This is a genomic window from Candidatus Accumulibacter propinquus (assembly GCF_056856495.1).
Map to the genome: position 1 here is coordinate 510,066 of NZ_JBSEHC010000003.1, position 17,865 is coordinate 527,930.

16 protein-coding genes are annotated in these 17,865 nt (G+C 64.7%); 8 read left to right on the plus strand and 8 right to left on the minus strand.

Translation table 11 applies throughout. The annotated features are described in order from the left end of the window. Positions 1–118: 118 nt before the first annotated feature. From AC15MQ_RS08475 to AC15MQ_RS08490, 4 genes are all read right to left on the minus strand, one after another. Positions 119–742: a ParA family protein gene (locus tag AC15MQ_RS08475; RefSeq protein ID WP_287654922.1), complete on the minus strand. Its 624-nt coding sequence runs from the start codon at positions 740–742 to the stop codon at positions 119–121. Further along, entirely contained in the window at positions 742–2,082 is a 1,341-nt protein-coding gene (locus AC15MQ_RS08480; RefSeq protein ID WP_287667787.1) for a TAXI family TRAP transporter solute-binding subunit, read from the minus strand. The genes AC15MQ_RS08475 and AC15MQ_RS08480 overlap by 1 nt, the downstream gene beginning before the upstream one ends. Continuing rightward, positions 2,082–3,056: a quinone oxidoreductase family protein gene (locus AC15MQ_RS08485; protein WP_287654890.1), complete on the minus strand. Its 975-nt coding sequence runs from the start codon at positions 3,054–3,056 to the stop codon at positions 2,082–2,084. Before AC15MQ_RS08485 ends, AC15MQ_RS08480 begins: the two co-directional genes overlap by 1 nt. A gap of 206 nt (positions 3,057–3,262) precedes the next feature. After that, positions 3,263–5,440 (minus strand): UvrD-helicase domain-containing protein, encoded by a 2,178-nt coding sequence (locus AC15MQ_RS08490; RefSeq protein WP_483079876.1) that lies wholly within the window; start codon positions 5,438–5,440, stop codon positions 3,263–3,265. 291 nt (positions 5,441–5,731) lie between these two features. On the opposite strand from AC15MQ_RS08490, the gene AC15MQ_RS08495 reads away from it, so the two are divergent. Continuing rightward, positions 5,732–6,574 (plus strand): HDOD domain-containing protein, encoded by an 843-nt coding sequence (locus tag AC15MQ_RS08495; protein ID WP_483079877.1) that lies wholly within the window; start codon positions 5,732–5,734, stop codon positions 6,572–6,574. A 69-nt stretch (positions 6,575–6,643) separates the two neighbouring features. Here AC15MQ_RS08495 and AC15MQ_RS08500 read toward each other — a convergent pair whose 3' ends face one another. Further along, on the minus strand, positions 6,644–7,243 hold the full coding sequence (locus AC15MQ_RS08500) for a 5-formyltetrahydrofolate cyclo-ligase (protein WP_483079878.1): 600 nt from the start codon (positions 7,241–7,243) through the stop codon (positions 6,644–6,646). A gap of 68 nt (positions 7,244–7,311) precedes the next feature. Here AC15MQ_RS08500 and AC15MQ_RS08505 point away from each other — a divergent pair, with 68 nt between their 5' ends. Genes AC15MQ_RS08505 through AC15MQ_RS08520 form a run of 4 tightly spaced genes read left to right on the plus strand, consistent with a single transcriptional unit; the run spans position 7,312 to position 12,168 of the window. Beyond that, the gene (locus tag AC15MQ_RS08505; RefSeq protein WP_483079879.1) at positions 7,312–9,264 is read left to right on the plus strand and encodes a lytic transglycosylase domain-containing protein; all 1,953 of its coding nucleotides are present in this window, start codon (positions 7,312–7,314) and stop codon (positions 9,262–9,264) included. Positions 9,265–9,303: 39 nt separating this feature from the next. After that, positions 9,304–10,269, plus strand: coding sequence for a complex I NDUFA9 subunit family protein (locus AC15MQ_RS08510; RefSeq protein ID WP_483079880.1), 966 nt, complete (start codon positions 9,304–9,306; stop codon positions 10,267–10,269). Between the two features lie 18 nt (positions 10,270–10,287). After that, positions 10,288–10,926, plus strand: coding sequence for a glutathione S-transferase family protein (locus tag AC15MQ_RS08515; RefSeq protein ID WP_483079881.1), 639 nt, complete (start codon positions 10,288–10,290; stop codon positions 10,924–10,926). 18 nt (positions 10,927–10,944) lie between these two features. After that, positions 10,945–12,168 (plus strand): multifunctional CCA addition/repair protein, encoded by a 1,224-nt coding sequence (locus AC15MQ_RS08520; RefSeq protein ID WP_350497061.1) that lies wholly within the window; start codon positions 10,945–10,947, stop codon positions 12,166–12,168. A 56-nt stretch (positions 12,169–12,224) separates the two neighbouring features. On the opposite strand, the gene AC15MQ_RS08525 is transcribed toward AC15MQ_RS08520, so the two are convergent. After that, positions 12,225–13,403, minus strand: a complete 1,179-nt coding sequence (locus AC15MQ_RS08525) for a class I SAM-dependent methyltransferase (RefSeq protein ID WP_483079882.1) — start codon at positions 13,401–13,403, stop codon at positions 12,225–12,227. A 17-nt stretch (positions 13,404–13,420) separates the two neighbouring features. Further along, the gene (locus AC15MQ_RS08530; protein ID WP_287654900.1) at positions 13,421–14,278 is read right to left on the minus strand and encodes a hypothetical protein; all 858 of its coding nucleotides are present in this window, start codon (positions 14,276–14,278) and stop codon (positions 13,421–13,423) included. 134 nt (positions 14,279–14,412) lie between these two features. On the opposite strand from AC15MQ_RS08530, the gene AC15MQ_RS08535 reads away from it, so the two are divergent. The 3 genes from AC15MQ_RS08535 to AC15MQ_RS08545 all read left to right on the plus strand — a co-directional run bounded on the left by AC15MQ_RS08535 (position 14,413) and on the right by AC15MQ_RS08545 (position 17,024). After that, complete coding sequence (locus AC15MQ_RS08535) at positions 14,413–15,150, plus strand: pteridine reductase (protein WP_483079883.1); 738 nt, start codon at positions 14,413–14,415, stop codon at positions 15,148–15,150. 26 nt (positions 15,151–15,176) lie between these two features. Continuing rightward, entirely contained in the window at positions 15,177–16,064 is an 888-nt protein-coding gene (gene ttcA / locus AC15MQ_RS08540; RefSeq protein ID WP_483079884.1) for a tRNA 2-thiocytidine(32) synthetase TtcA, read from the plus strand. A 66-nt stretch (positions 16,065–16,130) separates the two neighbouring features. Next, positions 16,131–17,024 (plus strand): FHA domain-containing protein, encoded by an 894-nt coding sequence (locus AC15MQ_RS08545; RefSeq protein WP_483079885.1) that lies wholly within the window; start codon positions 16,131–16,133, stop codon positions 17,022–17,024. Positions 17,025–17,082: 58 nt separating this feature from the next. Here the strand turns inward: AC15MQ_RS08545 and AC15MQ_RS08550 are convergent, their stop codons facing one another. Continuing rightward, positions 17,083–17,763 (minus strand): double zinc ribbon domain-containing protein, encoded by a 681-nt coding sequence (locus AC15MQ_RS08550; protein ID WP_483079886.1) that lies wholly within the window; start codon positions 17,761–17,763, stop codon positions 17,083–17,085. Between the last annotated feature and the right edge of the window lie 102 nt (positions 17,764–17,865).

Genomic DNA, 17,865 nt, shown 5'->3' on the forward strand with positions numbered 1-17,865 from the left:
CCCCGAGGCGGAATGCCCAACGCGACGATCGCAGCGCGGCGCGCGATTCAGTCGGCGGTGCTGACCGCAGCGGTCAAGCCCGGAGAGGCGCCGCGACGAGGACCGTGCCAGCCCACGGCTAGCTGTTCACCCACTCGATGATCGCCTGCCACTGTTCGAGATCCTTGGCTGCACGCGACGCCGACAGATCGAACATGGTCATCCCGTTCAACGTCGTCTGCACGTAGAGCTGCGTATTGCGCAGATGGGTGAGCACCGGCAGGTCGTACTGGGCGAGAAAACGCTCGAGTTCAGCGGCAGCGCGGGTGCGTGGATCGACCCGCATGCCCACGACGGCCACGAACGCGTGTTCGTTGCGCACGGCCTTTTCTTCGAGCAGCGCCTCGATGAAGTGGCGGGTCGCGAGGATGTCGAACAATGACGGCTGGACCGGAACGATCACCCGGTTCACCTGCTTGACGACCGTGTCGAGCGCCTTGCCATGCAGGCCTGCCGGCGTGTCCAGCACGACATGCGTGGTCCCTTTCGGTGGGCGCGCGGTTTTTCCGGGTTCGATCTCCCAACTGCGAATCGTCGGCAGGATCGATGGCCGCAAGCGCAGCCATTCCCGCGACGACTGCTGACGATCGACGTCACCGAGCATCACCCGATGCCCACTGCGCGCGAGATGGCCGGCCAGGTTGATCGCCAGCGTCGATTTTCCGGAACCGCCCTTGGGATTCGCAATCAGGAAGGATTTCATCATTCTCTATTGTCCTTGTCATGGACCGTGGCAAGCCGGCGAAGCTCCTCACGAACCAGGTTGATATGCTCACGCAGAGTGTAAAGCAGATCACTGAAAGCCAGTGGGATATTGAGTGTGCTGGCGTCGTTTTCGATGCGGTCGAGCTGCTGCACGTACTCCTGCCGGCGGGCCGGTTCGTAGTTCCGGCGCAGGTCGCTCTCGAGGAACTTCAGGTCACCGTAACAGCGCACGATCTTCGAGCGCACTCGCCAGCTGTACAGGGCAGGTGCGAACTTCAGCAGCGGCAGCGACAACATCAGCAGCGGCAGGATCATCACCAACAGGCGCTCGACAAGCACCGCCATCCAGAACGGTAGATAACGCTGCAGGAAGGGCGGACCAGACTTGTAGTAGCGCGCCGCGTCGCTCGACAACGGAAAGCTCTGGTCCTTGTACGCCGGGAACTCACCGGCGCGCTGAAAGAAACCGCCCCTGCCGTTAACCTCGGTCATCGCCTGCAACAGCAGGCCGGCGACGGCCGGGTGCAGGTCTTCGCGGACGATGACGTTGGCCGTCGTCGCCAGCAGCACGGTGTCCCGGGGCGGCACGTCGCGCACCAGGTCGACGACCCCGCGCGGCAGCACGATCTTGGACAGGAACGGGAAGCGTCGCAGGTAGGCATCGGCCTGGCTCAGGCTGACCACCCGCAATCCCGGCGAACGCAGCATCACCTGCACCACCGGCGCTTCCTGCGCGGCGACGATGAACGCGGCGTCGATCTGTTCCTGCTGCAGCGCTTCGGCGGCGTTCAAGCCGGCAAGCGGCAGCAGGTTCGGGCTGTTGGCGGGAATTTCGTTGGCTTCCAGCAACTGCAGGGCGAGGCCCCGAATACCACTGCCCTCCTCGCCGACGGCGATGCGCCTGCCGCCGAGCTGGTGGAGCTTGTCGACCCGCTGCGCACCCCGATAGAACACCCACACCGGCTCATAAGAGACGCTGCCGAGCGAACGCAGAGGACCCGCTTCCTCGTCATCGTCGGGCGCCCGCAGGGCAATGCCCCCCTGCACGAAGGCCACGTCGGCCTCGCCATTTTCGATGCGCTCGAGGTTCTGGTGCGAACCCGCCGAGGTCATGATCTCCAGGGTGATGCCTTTGCCGGCCAGCAGCGCGGCATAGCGTTGCGCGTAGGCGTAGTAGGCGCCGTTCTCGCTACCGGTGCTGATGCTGATGCGTCGGGGCGGTTCCGGCTCGACGAACTGGTAAGCGACGGCAAGGCCGATGGCCGTGATCAGGACGATCGGCCATGCCGTCGCCAGCAGGTAGCGCAGTGCAACCAGGCGGGCCTGCAGGCGCTTCATCAAGGCAACAGGATGGTCGATCCGGTATGCTTGCGTGCTTCCAGGTCGCGATGCGCGCGCGCCACTTCTGCCAGCGGGTAGGTCTGGTTGACTTCGATCCTGACCTTGCCCGAGCCGACGACCTCGAACAGCTCGGCGCCCAGCGCAACCAGATCGGCACGCCTGGCCGTGTAATGCATCAGCGTCGGGCGCGTCAGGAACAGCGAGCCCTTCTGCGACAGCAGCAGGGGATCGAAAGGCGGCACGGGACCCGAGGCGTTGCCGAAGCTGACCATCATCCCGCAGGTCCGCAGGCTGTCGAGCGAGCCGCCGAAGGTGTCCTTGCCGACCCCATCGTAAACTACGGCCACGCCCTCGCCGGCGGTGATTTCACGGACCCGCCGGGGAAAATCCTCGCGCGAGTAGTCGATCACGTGGTCGCAGCCGTGCGCCAGGGCCAGCGCCGCCTTGGCTGCGCCTGCAACCGTACCGATCACCGTGGCACCCAGGGCCTTGGCCCACTGACAGGCAATCAGGCCAACGCCACCCGCCGCCGCGTGGATCAGTACGTTATCGCCGGCCTGCACGTGATAGGTACGGCGCAGCAGATAGGCGCTGGTCAAACCCTGCAGCATCATCGCCGCCGCGGTACGGAAATCGATGTTCTCGGGCAGCTTGAGCAGACGGTCGGCGGGCAGGCAGCGCACCTGGCTGTAAGCGCCGACCGGTCCCCCGGCGTAGGCGACCCGGTCGCCGGGATGCAGATCACTGACCCCGGCGCCGACGGCCTCGACGCAGCCGGCGGCTTCGAGCCCGAGACCGTTCGGCAACTGCAACGGATAGAGGCCACTACGATGATAGATGTCGATGTAGTTGAGACCGACCGCCTGGTGACGCACACGCGCCTCCCCGGGCGCCGGGTCGCCGACCTCAAGCTCCTCCCAGCACATGACTTCGGGGCCCCCGGTCTGGTGCATACGAATGGCAAACGGCATGACTATCTCCTCCTCTGGTTTAAGGCTACAGTCTAGTGGTCTGCCCGCTTTCTGGGCAAGTGCAAAAAAACCATTGCTGTCTGCCACTTGAACCCTGCATGGACAGTCCTTCCACAGGCTTATGCACACAATCCGTGCGCAAATGCCTTTGCCGATGCACGGCAGCAGCTTCGTCGGCCGGCCGGTTCTCGCGCTCGCCGCTCGGCTCAGAGCGGTACCAGCCGCGCATACTCGAGCGCCAGCCACTTCATGCCGCCGGCGCCGAAATTGACCTGCACGCGCGCTTCCGGCCCGGAACCTTCGGCGGACACGATGACACCGACGCCAAACCGGGCATGCCGCACGTTCTGGCCGACCCGCAGCGCCCCGGCCCCGGCCGGGGCCGTCGCTTGCCCGCTGACGGCAACCGCCGGACGCGCGACCGTGGCGGCGCGACCGACCTTGCGCAGCAGTTCCGGCGGCAGTTCGTCGAGGAACGCCGATGGCAGGCAATAGCGGGTCTGCCCGTGCAGCAGGCGCGTCTGCGCGTGGCTCAGATAAAGCCGGTGGCGGGCACGCGTGACGGCGACGTACATCAGCCGCCGCTCTTCCTCCAGGCCGTCGCGTTCGAGCGCGGCATTCTCGTGCGGGAAAAGACCCTGCTCCAGGCCGGAGATGAAGACGACATCGAACTCCAGGCCCTTGGCGGCGTGCACGGTCATCAACTGAACCGCTTCCTGTCCCTCGCCCGCCTGATGCTCGCCGGCCTCCAGCGAGGCATGCGCCAGGAAGGCGGCCAGCGGCCCGCCATCCGGCACAGCATCGCCATCACCCGACGCAGCCCCCTCCTCACGGAGGAAGCCCGTGGCCGCGTTGATCAGTTCGTCGAGGTTCTCGAGTCGGTCCTGGCCTTCCTTGTCGGTCAGATAGTGCTGGCGCAGACCGCTCCGGTCGATGATCCGGTCGATCACCTCGGGCAGGAGCAAATCCCTGGTCTCGCTGCGCAAGTCCTCGATCAGGCGGACGAAGCGGGCGAGTGACGTGCCCGCCTTGCCGGCGAGACTCGCCGCCGCATTGTACAGGCTCGAATTGGCGCAACGCGCCGCTTCCTGCAGGGCTTCGATGCTGCGCGTACCGATCCCGCGCGTCGGAAAATTCACGACACGGGCAAAGGCCGTGTCGTCGTCGGGATTGGCGATCAGGCGCAGGTAGGCCAGGGCATGTTTGACTTCCTGGCGATCGAAGAAGCGCAGGCCGCCATGCACACGATACGGCACTGCCAGGGTGAACAACTGGTGTTCGAGCACCCGCGATTGTGCGTTGGAGCGGTACAGGACGGCCATCTGATCGCGCGGGGCGCCTGCGCGCACGAGTTCGCCAATCTCCTCGACGATGAAACGCGCTTCATCCACGTCGGAAAAGGCCTCGAAGACACGGATCGGTTCGCCGGCGCCGGCCTCGGTCCACAGATTCTTGCCGAGGCGGCCGCGATTCTGTTTGATCAGCGAATTGGCGGCGTCGAGGATATTGCCATGCGAGCGATAGTTCTGTTCCAGGCGAATCACGTTCGCCAGTTCGAATTCGCGCTGCAGGTCGCGCATGTTGCCGATCTCGGCGCCGCGGAAGGCGTAAATCGACTGGTCGTCGTCGCCCACTGCGAAGAGGCAGGCGCCGCCGCCTTCCGGAGGGACGCCGCCGCGACCGGCCAGCAGCTTCAGCCAGGCGTACTGCAGGCGGTTGGTGTCCTGAAACTCATCGACCAGAATGTGCCGGAAGCGCGCCTGATAGTGGTGGCACAGCGGCTCGTTGCTTTGCAGCAGTTCGTACGAACGCAGCAGCAGTTCGGCAAAGTCGACCACCCCTTCGCGCTGGCATTGCGCTTCATACTCGGCGTACCACTCGACGCGACGACTGGTGAACTGGTCGTAGGCTTCGGCCTGTGCGGCGCGAATCCCCTGCTCCTTGTGGGCATTGATGAAGTGCATCAGTTCGCGCGGCGGAAACTTCTGGTCGTCGACGTTGAGGTTCTTGAGCAGGCGCTTGATCGCCGCCAACTGGTCCGCGGCATCGAGAATCTGGAACTGCGCGGGCAACCCGGCCTCGCGGCAGTGCGCGCGCAGGAAGCGGTTGCAGAGACCGTGGAAGGTACCGATCCACATGCCGCGGGTGTTGATCGGCAGCATCGCCGCCAGGCGGGACTGCATCTCCTTGGCCGCCTTGTTGGTAAAGGTCACCGCCAGGATCCCCTGCGGCCCGACCTGTCCGGTCGAGATCAGCCAGGCGATGCGGGTGGTCAGTACCCGCGTCTTGCCGCTGCCGGCCCCGGCGAGGATCAGGGCATGTTGCGGCGGCAGCGTGACGGCGGCCAACTGAGGCGCATTGAGATTCGCGAGCAGATCGGGCATGGATCAGGTATTCCTGGTAATCGGTCCACGATTATAGCCGCCGCGCAGGCCCCGACGGGCCGGGAGGACGCAGCCGACCGACGTGGCCGTCAGGGCCTGCAAGTCGCATCCCGGACTGTAAATTTCCGCACACTCGGTTGCAATGCGCTGCCCCCCAAAGCGCCCGTGCTGCGCGATTGGTGTGATAATCATCGATTGACGACATGGTCCATGCAGGCTGGCCGGCGACGATCCGGCTCCAGCGTTCGTGCATCGAAGGCCTCATGGTCCGGTAGCGATTGAGAAAAAGAGATGAGCAAGACGATAGCCGCGGATGTGATCGAAAAGACGCTGAAGGGGATCGCGATACCCTCCAGGCCGCAGGTGTTACTGCAAATCGAGAGCGAACTCAGGAAGGACGACCCCGACCCGCGGATTGTCGCCCGCCTGATCGAGGCCGATGTCGGGCTCACCGCAGCCGTTCTGAAAACCGTCAACTCGCCCTTCTTCGGACTCGCCAAGCGGACCAGTTCCGCTGCCCAGGCGGTAACCATTCTGGGCATGCGCACCGCCACCCAGATCGTTACCGGTCTGATACTCAGAAAGGCGGTAACTGGGCAGGGAAGGACTCTGGAAGAATTCTGGGACCGCGCCGAGCAGGTCGCCGGCATCGCCAGCCGCATCGCCCAGACCATCCCCAGGGGACCCCGCGATGACGCCTACTGTTTCGCCCTCTTCCATGACGTGGGTATCCCGATCCTGACCCAGAAATTTCCGGATTACCCGCAGACCCTGCTGCTGGCGGAGAACTCCGGCGACCGACCCTTCGCCGCCGTGGAAAGGGAACGGCACACCACTGACCACGCGACGCTTGGCTATCTGGTGGCCAAGGGGTGGTTTCTACCCGAGGCGATCTGCGAAGGCATTCTCTATCACCACGACCCGGCGACCTTCACCGACAGGGAGGGGGTCAGTCCGAGAGCACAAACGTTGATCGCCATCAACGTGCTGGCCGAATGTTTTCATGACGAAAACATTCGCCTGCGCGACACCAGCGCCTGGGCAAGAATGGGTAGTCAAGCACTCGAGCACCTGGGTTTGACCGACGGTGAGTATTGCGATCTGCGGGAAGACCTGACGGCGAGGTTCGCCTGAGCGCAAGGGCTGCTCCCCCGCTGCCGCAGCGGCCCGCAGTCGGTGTCACCGCCATTTGCTGGCAGACCCTCACCGGACAGGCCGGAAGATACCGGCTTCGGTAACCACCGCATCGAGCACCTGGTCATGCGGCTCGGGACGGATCGACGCCAGCCGGGCGATTTCGAAACCGACGCCGATGGCCAGCGGACGCGGGCGCAGCGAAGCCAGCGTGCGGTCGAAGTAGCCGCCGCCGTAGCCGATGCGGTAACCTGCGGCATCGAAGCCATTCACCGGGATCAGCAGCGCCTGCGGCAACAGGAAATCGCCCGCTGCGGGCGCTGGAATGCCATGCCGGTCGACGGTCATCGCGGTGTCTGGCGACCAGCTGCGAAAGGCGAGCGCCTGCCGCGTATCGATGACCACGGGCAGCAACGCGTTGAAACCGGCGCGGCCCTCCTGCAGCCAGTCGTCGATCAGCGGCCTGAGGTCCGGCTCCTGGTGCAGCGGCCAGCAGAAACCCACCCGCATCGCCGTCAACTGCGGAAAGCCGACCTGCAGAAGCTCACAGATCCGGGTCGAATGGCGCATCCATTGATCTCTGGGCATGGCCCGTCGGCGCTCGAGCAGCGCCTGGCGCAATGCTCGCCGGTTGGCAAGGATTTCTTCGTCCAGAACTTCGACGCTCATTCCAAGCGTCAACCCGACAGCCATGTGATATGCTCAAAATCGGTGTTTTTCGAGAAATTCAGCTTACCATGAAGCTCCGCCATACGCTCCTCCTGGCCCTCCCGCTCCTCCTGCAACTGTTTCTGGTCCCGACCGCGGCTTTGGCACTGAGCAGCGACGAGCAATTCCTGGCAGCGCGTGACGCGGTCCGCGCCGGCGACCGGGCGAAACTGGAGCGCATGGCGGCGGCACTCCAGGGCTATGAGCTTGAAGCCTACGTCGAGTACTGGCGTTTGCTCCTCGACCTGAAGGACAGCGACCCGGCCACAGTCGGCGCCTTCCTGACCCGTCATGAAAACACCTACGTGGCCGAGAAGCTGCGCCTTGACTGGCTACGGCAACAGGGCCGGAAGCAGCAATGGACGCTGTTTGACGCCGAGTATCCACGACTCGCGCAACCCGATCAGGAAATGGCCTGTTATGCACTGCAGAGCCGACGGGCACAGGGCGATGCGCGGGCGCTCGACGACGCCTTGCCACTTTGGGCGACCCTGCTCGAACCACCCGAGCCCTGCTACCCCGTACTCGAAGCGCTGATCGTCGAGAAGCGCGTGCTGGCCGATGCCGTCTGGGCGCGCATTCGCCGCCAGTTCGAAGCCAACAAGATGGCCGCCGCGCTGTACAGCATGAATTATCTCCCGGCTAGCCAGACGCCGGACAAGAAACTGGCGCAGACGGTCATCGACACCCCCCTGCCCTGGCTGAGCAGGCTGCCGGGCGACCTCTCGGCCAGTCGTATGCAGCGCGAACTGGCGGTGCTGGCGATCCAGCGCATCGCGCGCAACGACCCGCGCGTGGCTGCCGAGCAACTGTCAAGAATCGCGCCGGCGCTGAACGCCGGCGAAAAGGCCTGGGCGTGGAGTCAGGTCGGCTGGCAGGCGGCGCAGCGGCACATGCCGGAGGCCATGGAGTGGTACCGCCAGGCCGGCGACGCGCCCTTGTCCGACGAGGTGGCGGAGTGGAAGGTACGCGCCGCCCTGCGGGCGAACGACTGGGGCAGCGTCCGGGCGACGATCGAAAGAATGCCGCCGGCGCTCGCCGCGCAGCCGGCCTGGACCTACTGGCTGGGGCGCGCGTACCGCGCTGGCGGCCGACTGGAAGAGGCCAACGCGCTCTTCGCGAAGATCGCCGGACAGCCCGATTTCTATGGCAATCTGGCCAACGACGAACTCGGACGGCCGACCAGCACACCGCCCAAGGCGGCACCACCAAGCCGGGAGGAACTGCTGCAGATCAGTGCCAGTCCGGGCGTGCAGCGCGCATTGGCCTTCTTTCGCCTGAACCTGCGTACGGAAGGCGTCAGGGAGTGGACTTGGGCCCTGCGGCGAATGAGCGACCGTGAACTCCTGGCAGCATCGGAAATCGCCCTGCGCTCGGGCAATTACGACCGCGCGATTGCCGCGGCCGACCGCACCCGTAGTGAACACGACTATTCGATGCGTTATCTCGCACCGTACAGCGACCAGGTGCGACCGGCAGCGCGCAGCCAGGCTCTGGATGATGCCTGGGTTTACGGCCTGATGCGCCAGGAGAGTCGCTTCATCACCAGCGCCAGATCGCACGTCGGTGCTTCCGGCCTGATGCAACTGATGCCCGCCACGGCCAAGTGGGTGGCCAACAAGATCGGTCTCAAGGATTTCAACCAGGCCCGGGTCAACGATACCGAAACCAATCTCCTGCTCGGCACCACCTACATGCGCCTGGTCCTCGAAAGCCTCGACAACCACCCGGTGCTGGCCTCGGCGGCCTACAACGCCGGACCGGGTCGGGCACGCAAGTGGCGTGCCGATCGCCCGCTGGAAGGCGCCATCTATGCGGAAACCATCCCCTTCAGCGAAACACGGGACTACGTGAAGAAGGTGATGAGCAATTCGCTGTATTACTCGGCCCTCTTCGACGGCAAGCCGCAAACCCTCAAGAACCGCCTGGGTGTCATCGCTGCGCGTAGCGGCGGCGAGGTCAAGGGTGAGGATTTGCCTTAAAATTACGGTTTCAAACATTTACTTCACCGGTAGGACGCCATGGAACTCGAGAAAGTGTTGTTGATCGGCGGTAGTGGTTTTGTCGGCGGTTGGATTGCCAGCCGCCTTTCGGAACGCGGCGTCCGGGTGACGATACCGACCCGCCATCGCGACAATACCAAGAAGCTGATCATGCTGCCGACGGTGGACATGGTCGAGGCCGACGTTCAGGATCCGCAGACGCTCGTCAAGTTGATGCAGGGGCAGGACGCGGTGATCAACCTGGTCGGCATACTGCACGACAGCGATTCGCGGCTGCCTTACGGCAAGGGTTTCGCTGCAGCGCATGTCGATCTGCCACGCAAGATCGTCGCCGCGATGAAGGCAAGCGGCGTCAGCCGCCTGGTGCACATGAGCGCGCTCAAGGCGGCGATCAACGCGCCTTCCGAATACCTCTGTTCGAAAGGCGAGGGCGAAGCCTGCATCGACGCGGCTGCCGATGACCTGGCGGTCACGGTCTTCCGTCCCTCGGTGATCTTCGGTCCGGATGACGCCTTTCTCAACACCTTCGCCAAGCTGATCAGGCTCTTCCCCGTCCTGCCGCTGGGCGCCGGCGAGGCGCGCTTCCAGCCGGTCTATGTCGGCGATGTCGCCAGGGCTTTCGTCAATTGCCTGGGCGACAGTACCACTTTCGGAAAGACTTACGACCTCTGTGGCCCCAAGGTCTATACCTTGCGTGAGATGGTCGAATACACCGCTCGCCTGGTCGGCAAATCGCCCCGGATCATCGACCTGGGCACCGGCGGCTGGGCCTACCTGCAGGCCGGCCTGCTGTGGCTGTTGCCGAATCCGCCGCTGTCACCCGACAATCTGCGTTCGATGGAAGTCGACAGCGTCTGCGACGGTGCGCGCAACTATCCCGGCTGGCATCCGACGTCACTCGAGGCGGTGGCGCCAGGTTATCTTTCGTCGATCGAAATGCCACAGCCTCGCCTTGACCGCTATCGCTACCGGGCCGGTCGCTGAGCGAATGACCGGGAGAGCATGCTCATGCTGACGCTCGTCATCGGCGATCGCAACTTTTCTTCGTGGTCCCTGCGGCCCTGGCTGACCGCCAGGCAGGCGGGACTGCCGTTCACCGAGGTCGCGATTCGCCTGGACCGAAGCAGCACCAAGGAAGAAATTCTCCAGTATTCGCCATCGGGCAAAGTGCCTTGTCTGATCGACGAGCAAGGTGGCAAACGTCTGCTGATCTGGGACTCGCTGGCGATCTGCGAATACCTCGCCGAGCTCGCGCCCGCGTTGTGGCCCGCCGCGCAGGCCCAGCGAGCCGAGGCCCGCGCGCTCTGCGCCGAGATGCATTCGGGATTCCTGCCACTGCGCCAGGAGATGCCGATGGATGTTCGCGCCAGCCGGCCGGGCCAGCCGCGAAGCCCGGCAGTCTGTGCCGACATCCGGCGCATCGTGGCCATCTGGGAGGCTTGTCGCAGTCGCTTTGCAACGTCCGGACCCTTTCTGTTCGGCGCTTTCTCGATTGCCGATGCCATGTATGCCCCGGTGGTGTGGCGTTTTCTCACCTACGGTGTCGGTGTGCCGCCGGCTTCGCAAGCCTGGCTGCAAAGCATGCTGACCTTGCCGGCGATGGCCGAATGGCAGGCCGGGGCGCTCGCCGAAACGTCCTAGGCACCGGCTACAGCCAACATGCAGATCTTCACGGTGGGCGGCGCGATTCGCGACGAGTTGCTCGGCCTGCCGGTGCAGGATCGCGACCATGTCGTGGTCGGTGCCTCGCCCGAAGAAATGCGGGCGCTTGGCTTCAAGCCGGTTGGCAAGGATTTCCCGGTGTTCCTGCACCCGACGTCGCATGAGGAATATGCGCTGGCACGTACCGAGCGCAAGACCGGCCATGGCTACAAGGGCTTTGCCTTTCATGCCGCGCCGGAAGTCAGCCTCGAAGAGGATCTGGCGCGCCGTGACCTGACGATCAACGCCATCGCCCGCGCCGCCGATGGATCGCTGATCGATCCCTACCGCGGTGTCGACGATCTGGCAGCGCGCGTCCTGCGGCATGTTGGTCCGGCCTTCGGCGAAGACCCGGTGCGCGTGCTGCGTGTCGCCCGTTTTGCCGCGCGTCTGGTCGATTTCAGCGTCGCACCGGAAACCCTGGCACTGATGCAGGCGATGGTCGCCGGCGGCGAACTCGACCACCTGGTTGCCGAACGCGTCTGGCAGGAACTGGCCAAGGGTCTGTTGGAAGCCTGCCCTTCACGGATGTTCGCCATCCTGCGTGAATGCGGGGCACTGGCCCGCCTGCTCCCCGAACTCGATCGCCTTTTCGGCGTTCCACAGCGCGCCGACTACCATCCCGAGGTGGACACCGGGGTGCATGTGATGATGGTCGTCGACCAGTCGGCGCAGCGCGGCTGCGCGCTGCCGGTTCGCTTCGCGGCGCTGCTCCACGATCTCGGCAAAGGCACGACGCCCGCTACCGATCTGCCACGGCATCCGGGGCATGAGGCCCGCAGTGTCGACCTGGTCGGCGCAGTCTGCGCACGCTTCAAGGTCCCGGTCGACTGCCGCGATCTGGCCCTGCTGGTGGCACGCTACCATGGCGACATCCATCGCGGACCGGAACTGGCTCCGGCAACCATCGTCAGGCTTCTCGAAGCCACCGACGCCTTGCGCCGACCTGCCCGCTTCGAACAACTCCTCGCGGCTTGTGCCTGCGACTTTCATGGTCGTCGCGGCTGGCAGGACGTGCCCTATCGTTCACCGGCGCTTTTCCGTCAGGCCCTGGCGCTGCTGCGCGGGGTCGACGCCGCAGCGATTGCGCGCGCCTGCGACGACCGAGCCGGCATTGCCGCACGGGTGCACGCGGCGCGTGTCGCGGCGGTGCGGGCCGGGCTGTCGTCAACGCAGCGGTGAGGCTTTCGGGCTGACTGGTCCGGCGTTGACCAAGGAGGATGTGCGGCGGACCAGGTTCATAAGGTCGCGCTGCGGTCTCCGTTCGCGAAACCCAGCAGGGGTTCGCTGATGCCTTTGCCCAGGGCGATGACCTTGAAGAGTTCGCCCATTTCTGCAGGTGAGATCAGCTTCTGAACGGCGCTCGCCAGCGGCAGGTAGCGCAGCGGTTCGCTCGCCGGCGTGCGGGCCAGGATCTCGGTCAGCCCGCAGTTGAAAAGAAAGCTCGCCTGCGTGCTGTAGCCCAACAACTCAAGTCCGGCCTCGCAGCCGGCTTCGACGATGGCCGTGAAATCGACATGCGCGGTAATGTCCTGCAGGCCCGGCAGGTAGAAGGGCTCGCCGTGCGCATGCTGGCGATAGTGGCACATCAACGTCCCGGCGTCGCGCTGCGGATGGTAATACTCGTGCCGCGGGAAACCGTAGTCGATCAACAACAGCGCACCACGCCGCAGGATCGCTGCCCATTGTGCAATCCAGGCTGGAGCGAGCAGCGAAATTTCGCTGAGATAACCCGGCGCGATCGCGCATGCGGCGGCCAGCGCCTGTGCGCGTTCACGCAAGCGCCCGCCGGCCGGACGATCGCGCCAGGTGAACTGCCCGCTGTCAACGGCCACTCCCCGCTCGGCAATGCCTTCCCCATTCCACACCACAAGGTGCACCGGCATCGCGTCGAGGACTTCGTTGGCCAATACCAGACCGTCGAAATCCTCGGGCAAGCACTCAAGCCAGCGGAGGAGCGGGAGGAACTGCGGAACGCGCGTGCTCAGCGTTGCGTGCTGGCGCGCGCGCAATTCGCCGGACAGTTCGAGAATGCAGTAGCGTTCAGGCAGCCGGTCGCGTCGTTCGAGTTCGAGCAACAGGTCGGCGGCGAGTTGCCCGCTGCCGGCGCCGACCTCGATGATCTGCGGTGCGCCGAGCGCGAGTAGCTGCGCGACCTGAGCGCCGAGCGCCTGAGCGAAGACATCAGAAAGTTCCGGCGCGGTCAGAAAATCGCCGGCAGCGCCGAACTTGTGTGCCCCACCCGCGTAATAGCCCATGCCGGGCGTGTAGAGCGCGAAGTCCATGAAGCGATCGAAACCGATCCAGCCGCCGGCCGCGTCGATTTCGGCGACGATTCGGGAACACAACGCGGCACTACAGGCCAGGGCATCCGCCGTCGGAAGTGGCAGAGCGCCTGGGGTTCGGGCGATCAGCATGCCGATCAGGTCATGCTTCAGAGTTCACAGATTTCGAAGCGGACCTGTCCGTACAATTCCGGGTGCGTACTCGCCAGCCAGTGCTCGGCCTCGGATTCGGCGCGCGTCCAGGTCGCGGCGCGCAAAGGCACGTACTGGGTGCGCCCGTCGTCGCCATCGGCCGGCCATTCGAGGGTGTAGCTGTGGAAACCGCCGTGCCCCTGCAGGTGGATCTTGCGCGTTGTATGTGGTGGCTCGCGGCGCAACCGAGCGGTCGCGCCGTCGCCCAGACGCAGCCGATAGGTCGGCCCCTTGCCCTGGTGCTGCACGACGAACTCCTTGTTCTCGACGCACTCTTCCATCACCTGCCACTCGGCGCAGCCTTCGATGATCGCACCGAAGGCCAGGCCCGTTTCCTCGCGAACGACCTCGGCGTCGACGCGATGCGACCGCTGCCCCGGGTCCTCCAGCAGTTCGTGCCAGGGCAGGCCTTGCCGGGTCGGCGGCGGGAATGGCAAGGCATGTTTGCCCTGGCGAATGCGCGCGAAAAGCGAGGACTTCCTGACATCTTCGAGGTCGATCGCCGGAAAGGCCGAGCGCGGTTGCGAACGGAAACTGCCAGCCCCCATGTAGCCGACGTTCCACAACGTTCGCAACCACTCGGCGGTGTCGAGAGCGACCTGCGCCAGTTGGTCGTCGAGTTCGCCGCTGTGCGCCTCGGTTTCGTGCCGGACGCTGGCTTGTTCGGCAAGCAGTTCCGCTTCGCGCGCGCGCGCGCGCAGCAACTCCCGCAGCAGCATGTCAACCCACTCGGCATCGGCTGCCGGCAGTTGGGCGATTCGCTCGGCAAGAGTGATCAGTTCGTCGGCGTCGAGTGGTCTGTCCAGGTTGCTCATCAACGATCTCCCATTCCTACACGTGAATTCCTCGCAGTTTAGCGCGCTGGCGCCCGAAAGGACTGCTTTTTCCGAAGGCTGTGGCAGGAATCCGTTAAAATCAAATTCTTGTTGGTGCTGGCCTGGATCTGGAGATGAACCGCAAAACGATATTGGTAACCGGCGCTGCCAGACGGGTGGGCAGTGCGATCGCGCGCGTGCTGCATGCCACCGGAGCCAACATCCTGGTGCACTACCATCTGGCGTCGGAAGCGGCTGTGGCTCTGGTTGCCGAACTGAATCTGGCAAGACCGTCTTCGGCGGCCTGCCTGCAGGCCGACCTGCGGCAGGTCGAAACCTCGCCGCAGTTGGTCGCCGCGACCATCGACCGTTTCGGTCGCCTCGACGCCCTGGTGAACAACGCTTCCAGCTTCTTCCCGACCCCTTTCGGCAGCATCGACGTGGCCGCCTGGAACGAGTTGCTCGACAGCAACCTCAAGGCCCCCCTGTTTCTGACGCAGGCGGCCGCGCCGCACCTGGCGGCCTCCCGCGGCGCGGTGGTCAACATCACCGACATTCATGCTGAACGCCCGCTCGCCGGCTATCCCCTGTATTGCGCCGCCAAGGCGGGCCTGCTCGGACTGACGCGGGCCCTGGCCATTGAACTGGCACCGCTGGTACGCGTCAACGCCGTGGCGCCGGGTCCGATCCTGTGGCCGGAGAGTGATCTCTTTGACAGCGCCGCGCGCGCCGAGATCCTGGCGCATACCTTGTTGCAACGAGCCGGTTGTCCGCAGGACATCGCGCACGCGGTACGCTACCTGCTCGAGGACGCGGCCTACGTTACCGGCCAGGTCATCAACGTCGATGGCGGCCGTACCGCGCATCTGTAGTCTGTCACGCCATCAGAGAGGATTCCTTGGAACTGTCAAACACCTTGCTGCGCCTCAGAAAGCGGCTTGAAGGCAAGGTCGGCAAGGCGATCGCCGACTACCACATGATCGCGCACGGGGATACCGTCCTGGTCTGCCTTTCCGGCGGCAAGGACTCGTACACGCTGCTGTCGATACTGATGGCACTGCGCGAGCGTGCGCCGGTGAATTTCCGTCTGATCGCCATGAACCTCGATCAGAAGCAGCCGGGCTTCCCGGCTGACGTGCTGCCGAATTATCTGGCGGCCATCGGGGTCGAGTACCGCATCGTCGAACAGGACACCTACAGTGTCGTCAAGAGCAAGATTCCGGAGGGCAAGACCACCTGCTCGCTGTGTTCCCGTCTGCGGCGCGGCATCATTTATCGGACTGCCAAGGAAGTCGGCGCCAACAAGATCGCCCTCGGCCATCATCGCGACGACATCGTCCATACGTTGTTTCTCAATCTGTTCTTCGGCGGCCAACTCAAGGCGATGCCGCCCAAACTGGTCACCGACGATGGCGCACACGTGGTGATCCGACCCCTGGCCTACTGTAGTGAAGCGGACATCGCGCGTTTCGCGCGCGCCATGGAGTACCCGATCATCCCCTGCAATCTCTGCGGCTCGCAGGACAATCTGCAGCGCCAGAGGATTCGCGAAATGATGGGAGACTGGGATCGACGCTACCCCGGACGGACGCTCTCGGTGTTTTCTGCGCTCCAGAAAGTGATTCCCTCACATCTGGCCGATCATGCCCTGTTCGACTTCAAGGGCTTGCGCCCGGACGCGGATCTGACGGCGATGGCTGGCGGCGATACCGTGTTCGACCCGCAGCCGCATGACGATGTTGTTTCAGCACCGGCAGCATTCCCTTTGCCGGTGGTAAGCGCATGACACGATCGAGCGCGCCTGCTGAAGCGCAGCGCTGGCCGCTAACCGGCAGCCGGGAGAGTGGCATTCATGAGTAGCAAGGAAAGGACGCTGTCAGTCGTCGTCGCCGTCGTTGATGAGACTCCGCGTCTGTTCGAGAAGCTTGGCGGCGCCGAGGCGCTGCATGCCATCGATCGTTGCATGAAACGCATGTTGCGCGGCATTGACGGTTTCCACGGTCGTGTTGTGCGGAGCCGCCGCGATGACCTCACGGCAATCTTCGCGAACGCCAACGATGCCTGCCAGGCAACCATCGCCATGCAGCGGCGCATCGCCGACCTGCCGCCTGTTTCAGGCATGCAACTCGCCATCCGGATCGGTTTTCAGCACGGCACGGTGTTCGAGCAGGGGGGCGAGTTCCTTGGCGACTGCGTCAATACCGCCGAGTGCCTGGCCGAACTGGCGGTCGCCGGACAGGTGCTGACCAGCGGCGAAGCGCGGGCCTTGTTGTCGCCGCATCTGCAATCGTCGACCCGCCACCTGCAGCACCTGGACACCCATGAGCTGCCGACGAAAACACAGGTTTTCGAAGTGCCCTGGCTGGAACCGAGAGCTGCGGCAGCGCCGGTGGTGATACCGCCAAGGCCGGCCCCGGAGCGCGACCTGCGACTTTGCGTACGTTATGGCGGGGACGTGAAACTGCTCGACAGGCAACGGCCGACACTGGTCATGGGACGTGATGCGGCGTGCGATATCAACGTTCGTGATCGCCGCGCGTCGCGCCACCACGCACGCATCGAACGGCGTGGCGAGCACTTCGTGCTGCGCGATCTCAGTACCAACGGGACTTTCATCACCGTCAGCGGCGAGCGCGAACTGTTTCTGAGGCACGAGGAGTTCGTGCTGCGCGGCAGCGGCATCATCTCCTTCGCCTCTTCGGCAAACCACCCGAACGCGGACATCGCCGAGTTCGAACATCTTTGAGTCGTGGCGCCGCCGACCCGCTGCCGCATTGCCGGCGTTCGCCGATCGTTCCTGGAGATCACGGCGGCAAGGCGCGGGCCAGCACCAGCAGCGTGACCTCGGCTGCACCATGCAATTTGACGGTGCGTGCCAATTCGTTGAGGGACGCGCCGGTGGTCATCACGTCGTCGATCAGGATCAGCCGCCTGCCGGTGAAATCCGCCGCGCAAGCGAAGGCTCCGCGAACGTTCCCGGCCCTTTCGCGCCAGGGAAGGTCGGCCTGGGCGGCGGTATGGCGGATTCGGCAACAACTGCGTACGTCGACGGGCATGCGCCAGGCCTTGCCGACCGGGCGTGCCAGTTCGAGCGCCTGGTTGAAGCCACGCTCGCGCAGGCGCTGGGGATGCAGCGGCATGGGGATGAGCAGGTCCGCCGCGCAGCGCCCAGTCTGTGCGGCGAGCTGCCGACCGAAGTAGCTGCCGAGCGCCAGGCGATGTCCATACTTGAACGACTGAACCAGCTTGTCGATCGGAAAACCATAACGAAAAACGGCCAGGGTGGCGTCGTAATGCGGCAACCTCGCGAGACAACGGCCGCAGACTTCGCCACCGGGCGTCGGCAGCGCGCAGCGTGGACAGCGTGCCGTCGCGAGTCGCGGCAAGTCGTTCTCGCAGGCCGGGCAGAGCAGATTATTGCCGCTTTCAGCGCCGCACAGCAGGCAGTCCTGCGCCAGCAGTCGTGCGCACGATCTGCGGACCAATGCGGCGCTTTGAGTTAAGATTGACACCCGTGCAGTGCTCGTCAAGAATCCGTGATGACGGACCTTACATTATTCCAGCAGACACGACTTTGCCAGCCCCCT

What these genes read in the sequence shown, in the direction of transcription:
- AC15MQ_RS08520 (WP_350497061.1), top strand. Translation starts at nt 10,945, where the DNA reads ATGCAGATCTTCACGGTGGGCGGCGCGATTCGCGACGAGTTGCTCGGC.
- AC15MQ_RS08500 (WP_483079878.1), bottom strand. Translation starts at nt 7,243, where the DNA reads ATGAGCGTCGAAGTTCTGGACGAAGAAATCCTTGCCAACCGGCGAGCA.
- AC15MQ_RS08535 (WP_483079883.1), top strand. Translation starts at nt 14,413, where the DNA reads ATGAACCGCAAAACGATATTGGTAACCGGCGCTGCCAGACGGGTGGGC.
- AC15MQ_RS08490 (WP_483079876.1), bottom strand. Translation starts at nt 5,440, where the DNA reads ATGCCCGATCTGCTCGCGAATCTCAATGCGCCTCAGTTGGCCGCCGTC.
- AC15MQ_RS08545 (WP_483079885.1), top strand. Translation starts at nt 16,131, where the DNA reads ATGAGTAGCAAGGAAAGGACGCTGTCAGTCGTCGTCGCCGTCGTTGAT.
- AC15MQ_RS08475 (WP_287654922.1), bottom strand. Translation starts at nt 742, where the DNA reads ATGAAATCCTTCCTGATTGCGAATCCCAAGGGCGGTTCCGGAAAATCG.
- AC15MQ_RS08530 (WP_287654900.1), bottom strand. Translation starts at nt 14,278, where the DNA reads ATGAGCAACCTGGACAGACCACTCGACGCCGACGAACTGATCACTCTT.
- AC15MQ_RS08510 (WP_483079880.1), top strand. Translation starts at nt 9,304, where the DNA reads ATGGAACTCGAGAAAGTGTTGTTGATCGGCGGTAGTGGTTTTGTCGGC.
- AC15MQ_RS08485 (WP_287654890.1), bottom strand. Translation starts at nt 3,056, where the DNA reads ATGCCGTTTGCCATTCGTATGCACCAGACCGGGGGCCCCGAAGTCATG.
- AC15MQ_RS08480 (WP_287667787.1), bottom strand. Translation starts at nt 2,082, where the DNA reads ATGAAGCGCCTGCAGGCCCGCCTGGTTGCACTGCGCTACCTGCTGGCG.
- AC15MQ_RS08505 (WP_483079879.1), top strand. Translation starts at nt 7,312, where the DNA reads ATGAAGCTCCGCCATACGCTCCTCCTGGCCCTCCCGCTCCTCCTGCAA.
- AC15MQ_RS08495 (WP_483079877.1), top strand. Translation starts at nt 5,732, where the DNA reads ATGAGCAAGACGATAGCCGCGGATGTGATCGAAAAGACGCTGAAGGGG.
- AC15MQ_RS08515 (WP_483079881.1), top strand. Translation starts at nt 10,288, where the DNA reads ATGCTCATGCTGACGCTCGTCATCGGCGATCGCAACTTTTCTTCGTGG.
- AC15MQ_RS08525 (WP_483079882.1), bottom strand. Translation starts at nt 13,403, where the DNA reads ATGCTGATCGCCCGAACCCCAGGCGCTCTGCCACTTCCGACGGCGGAT.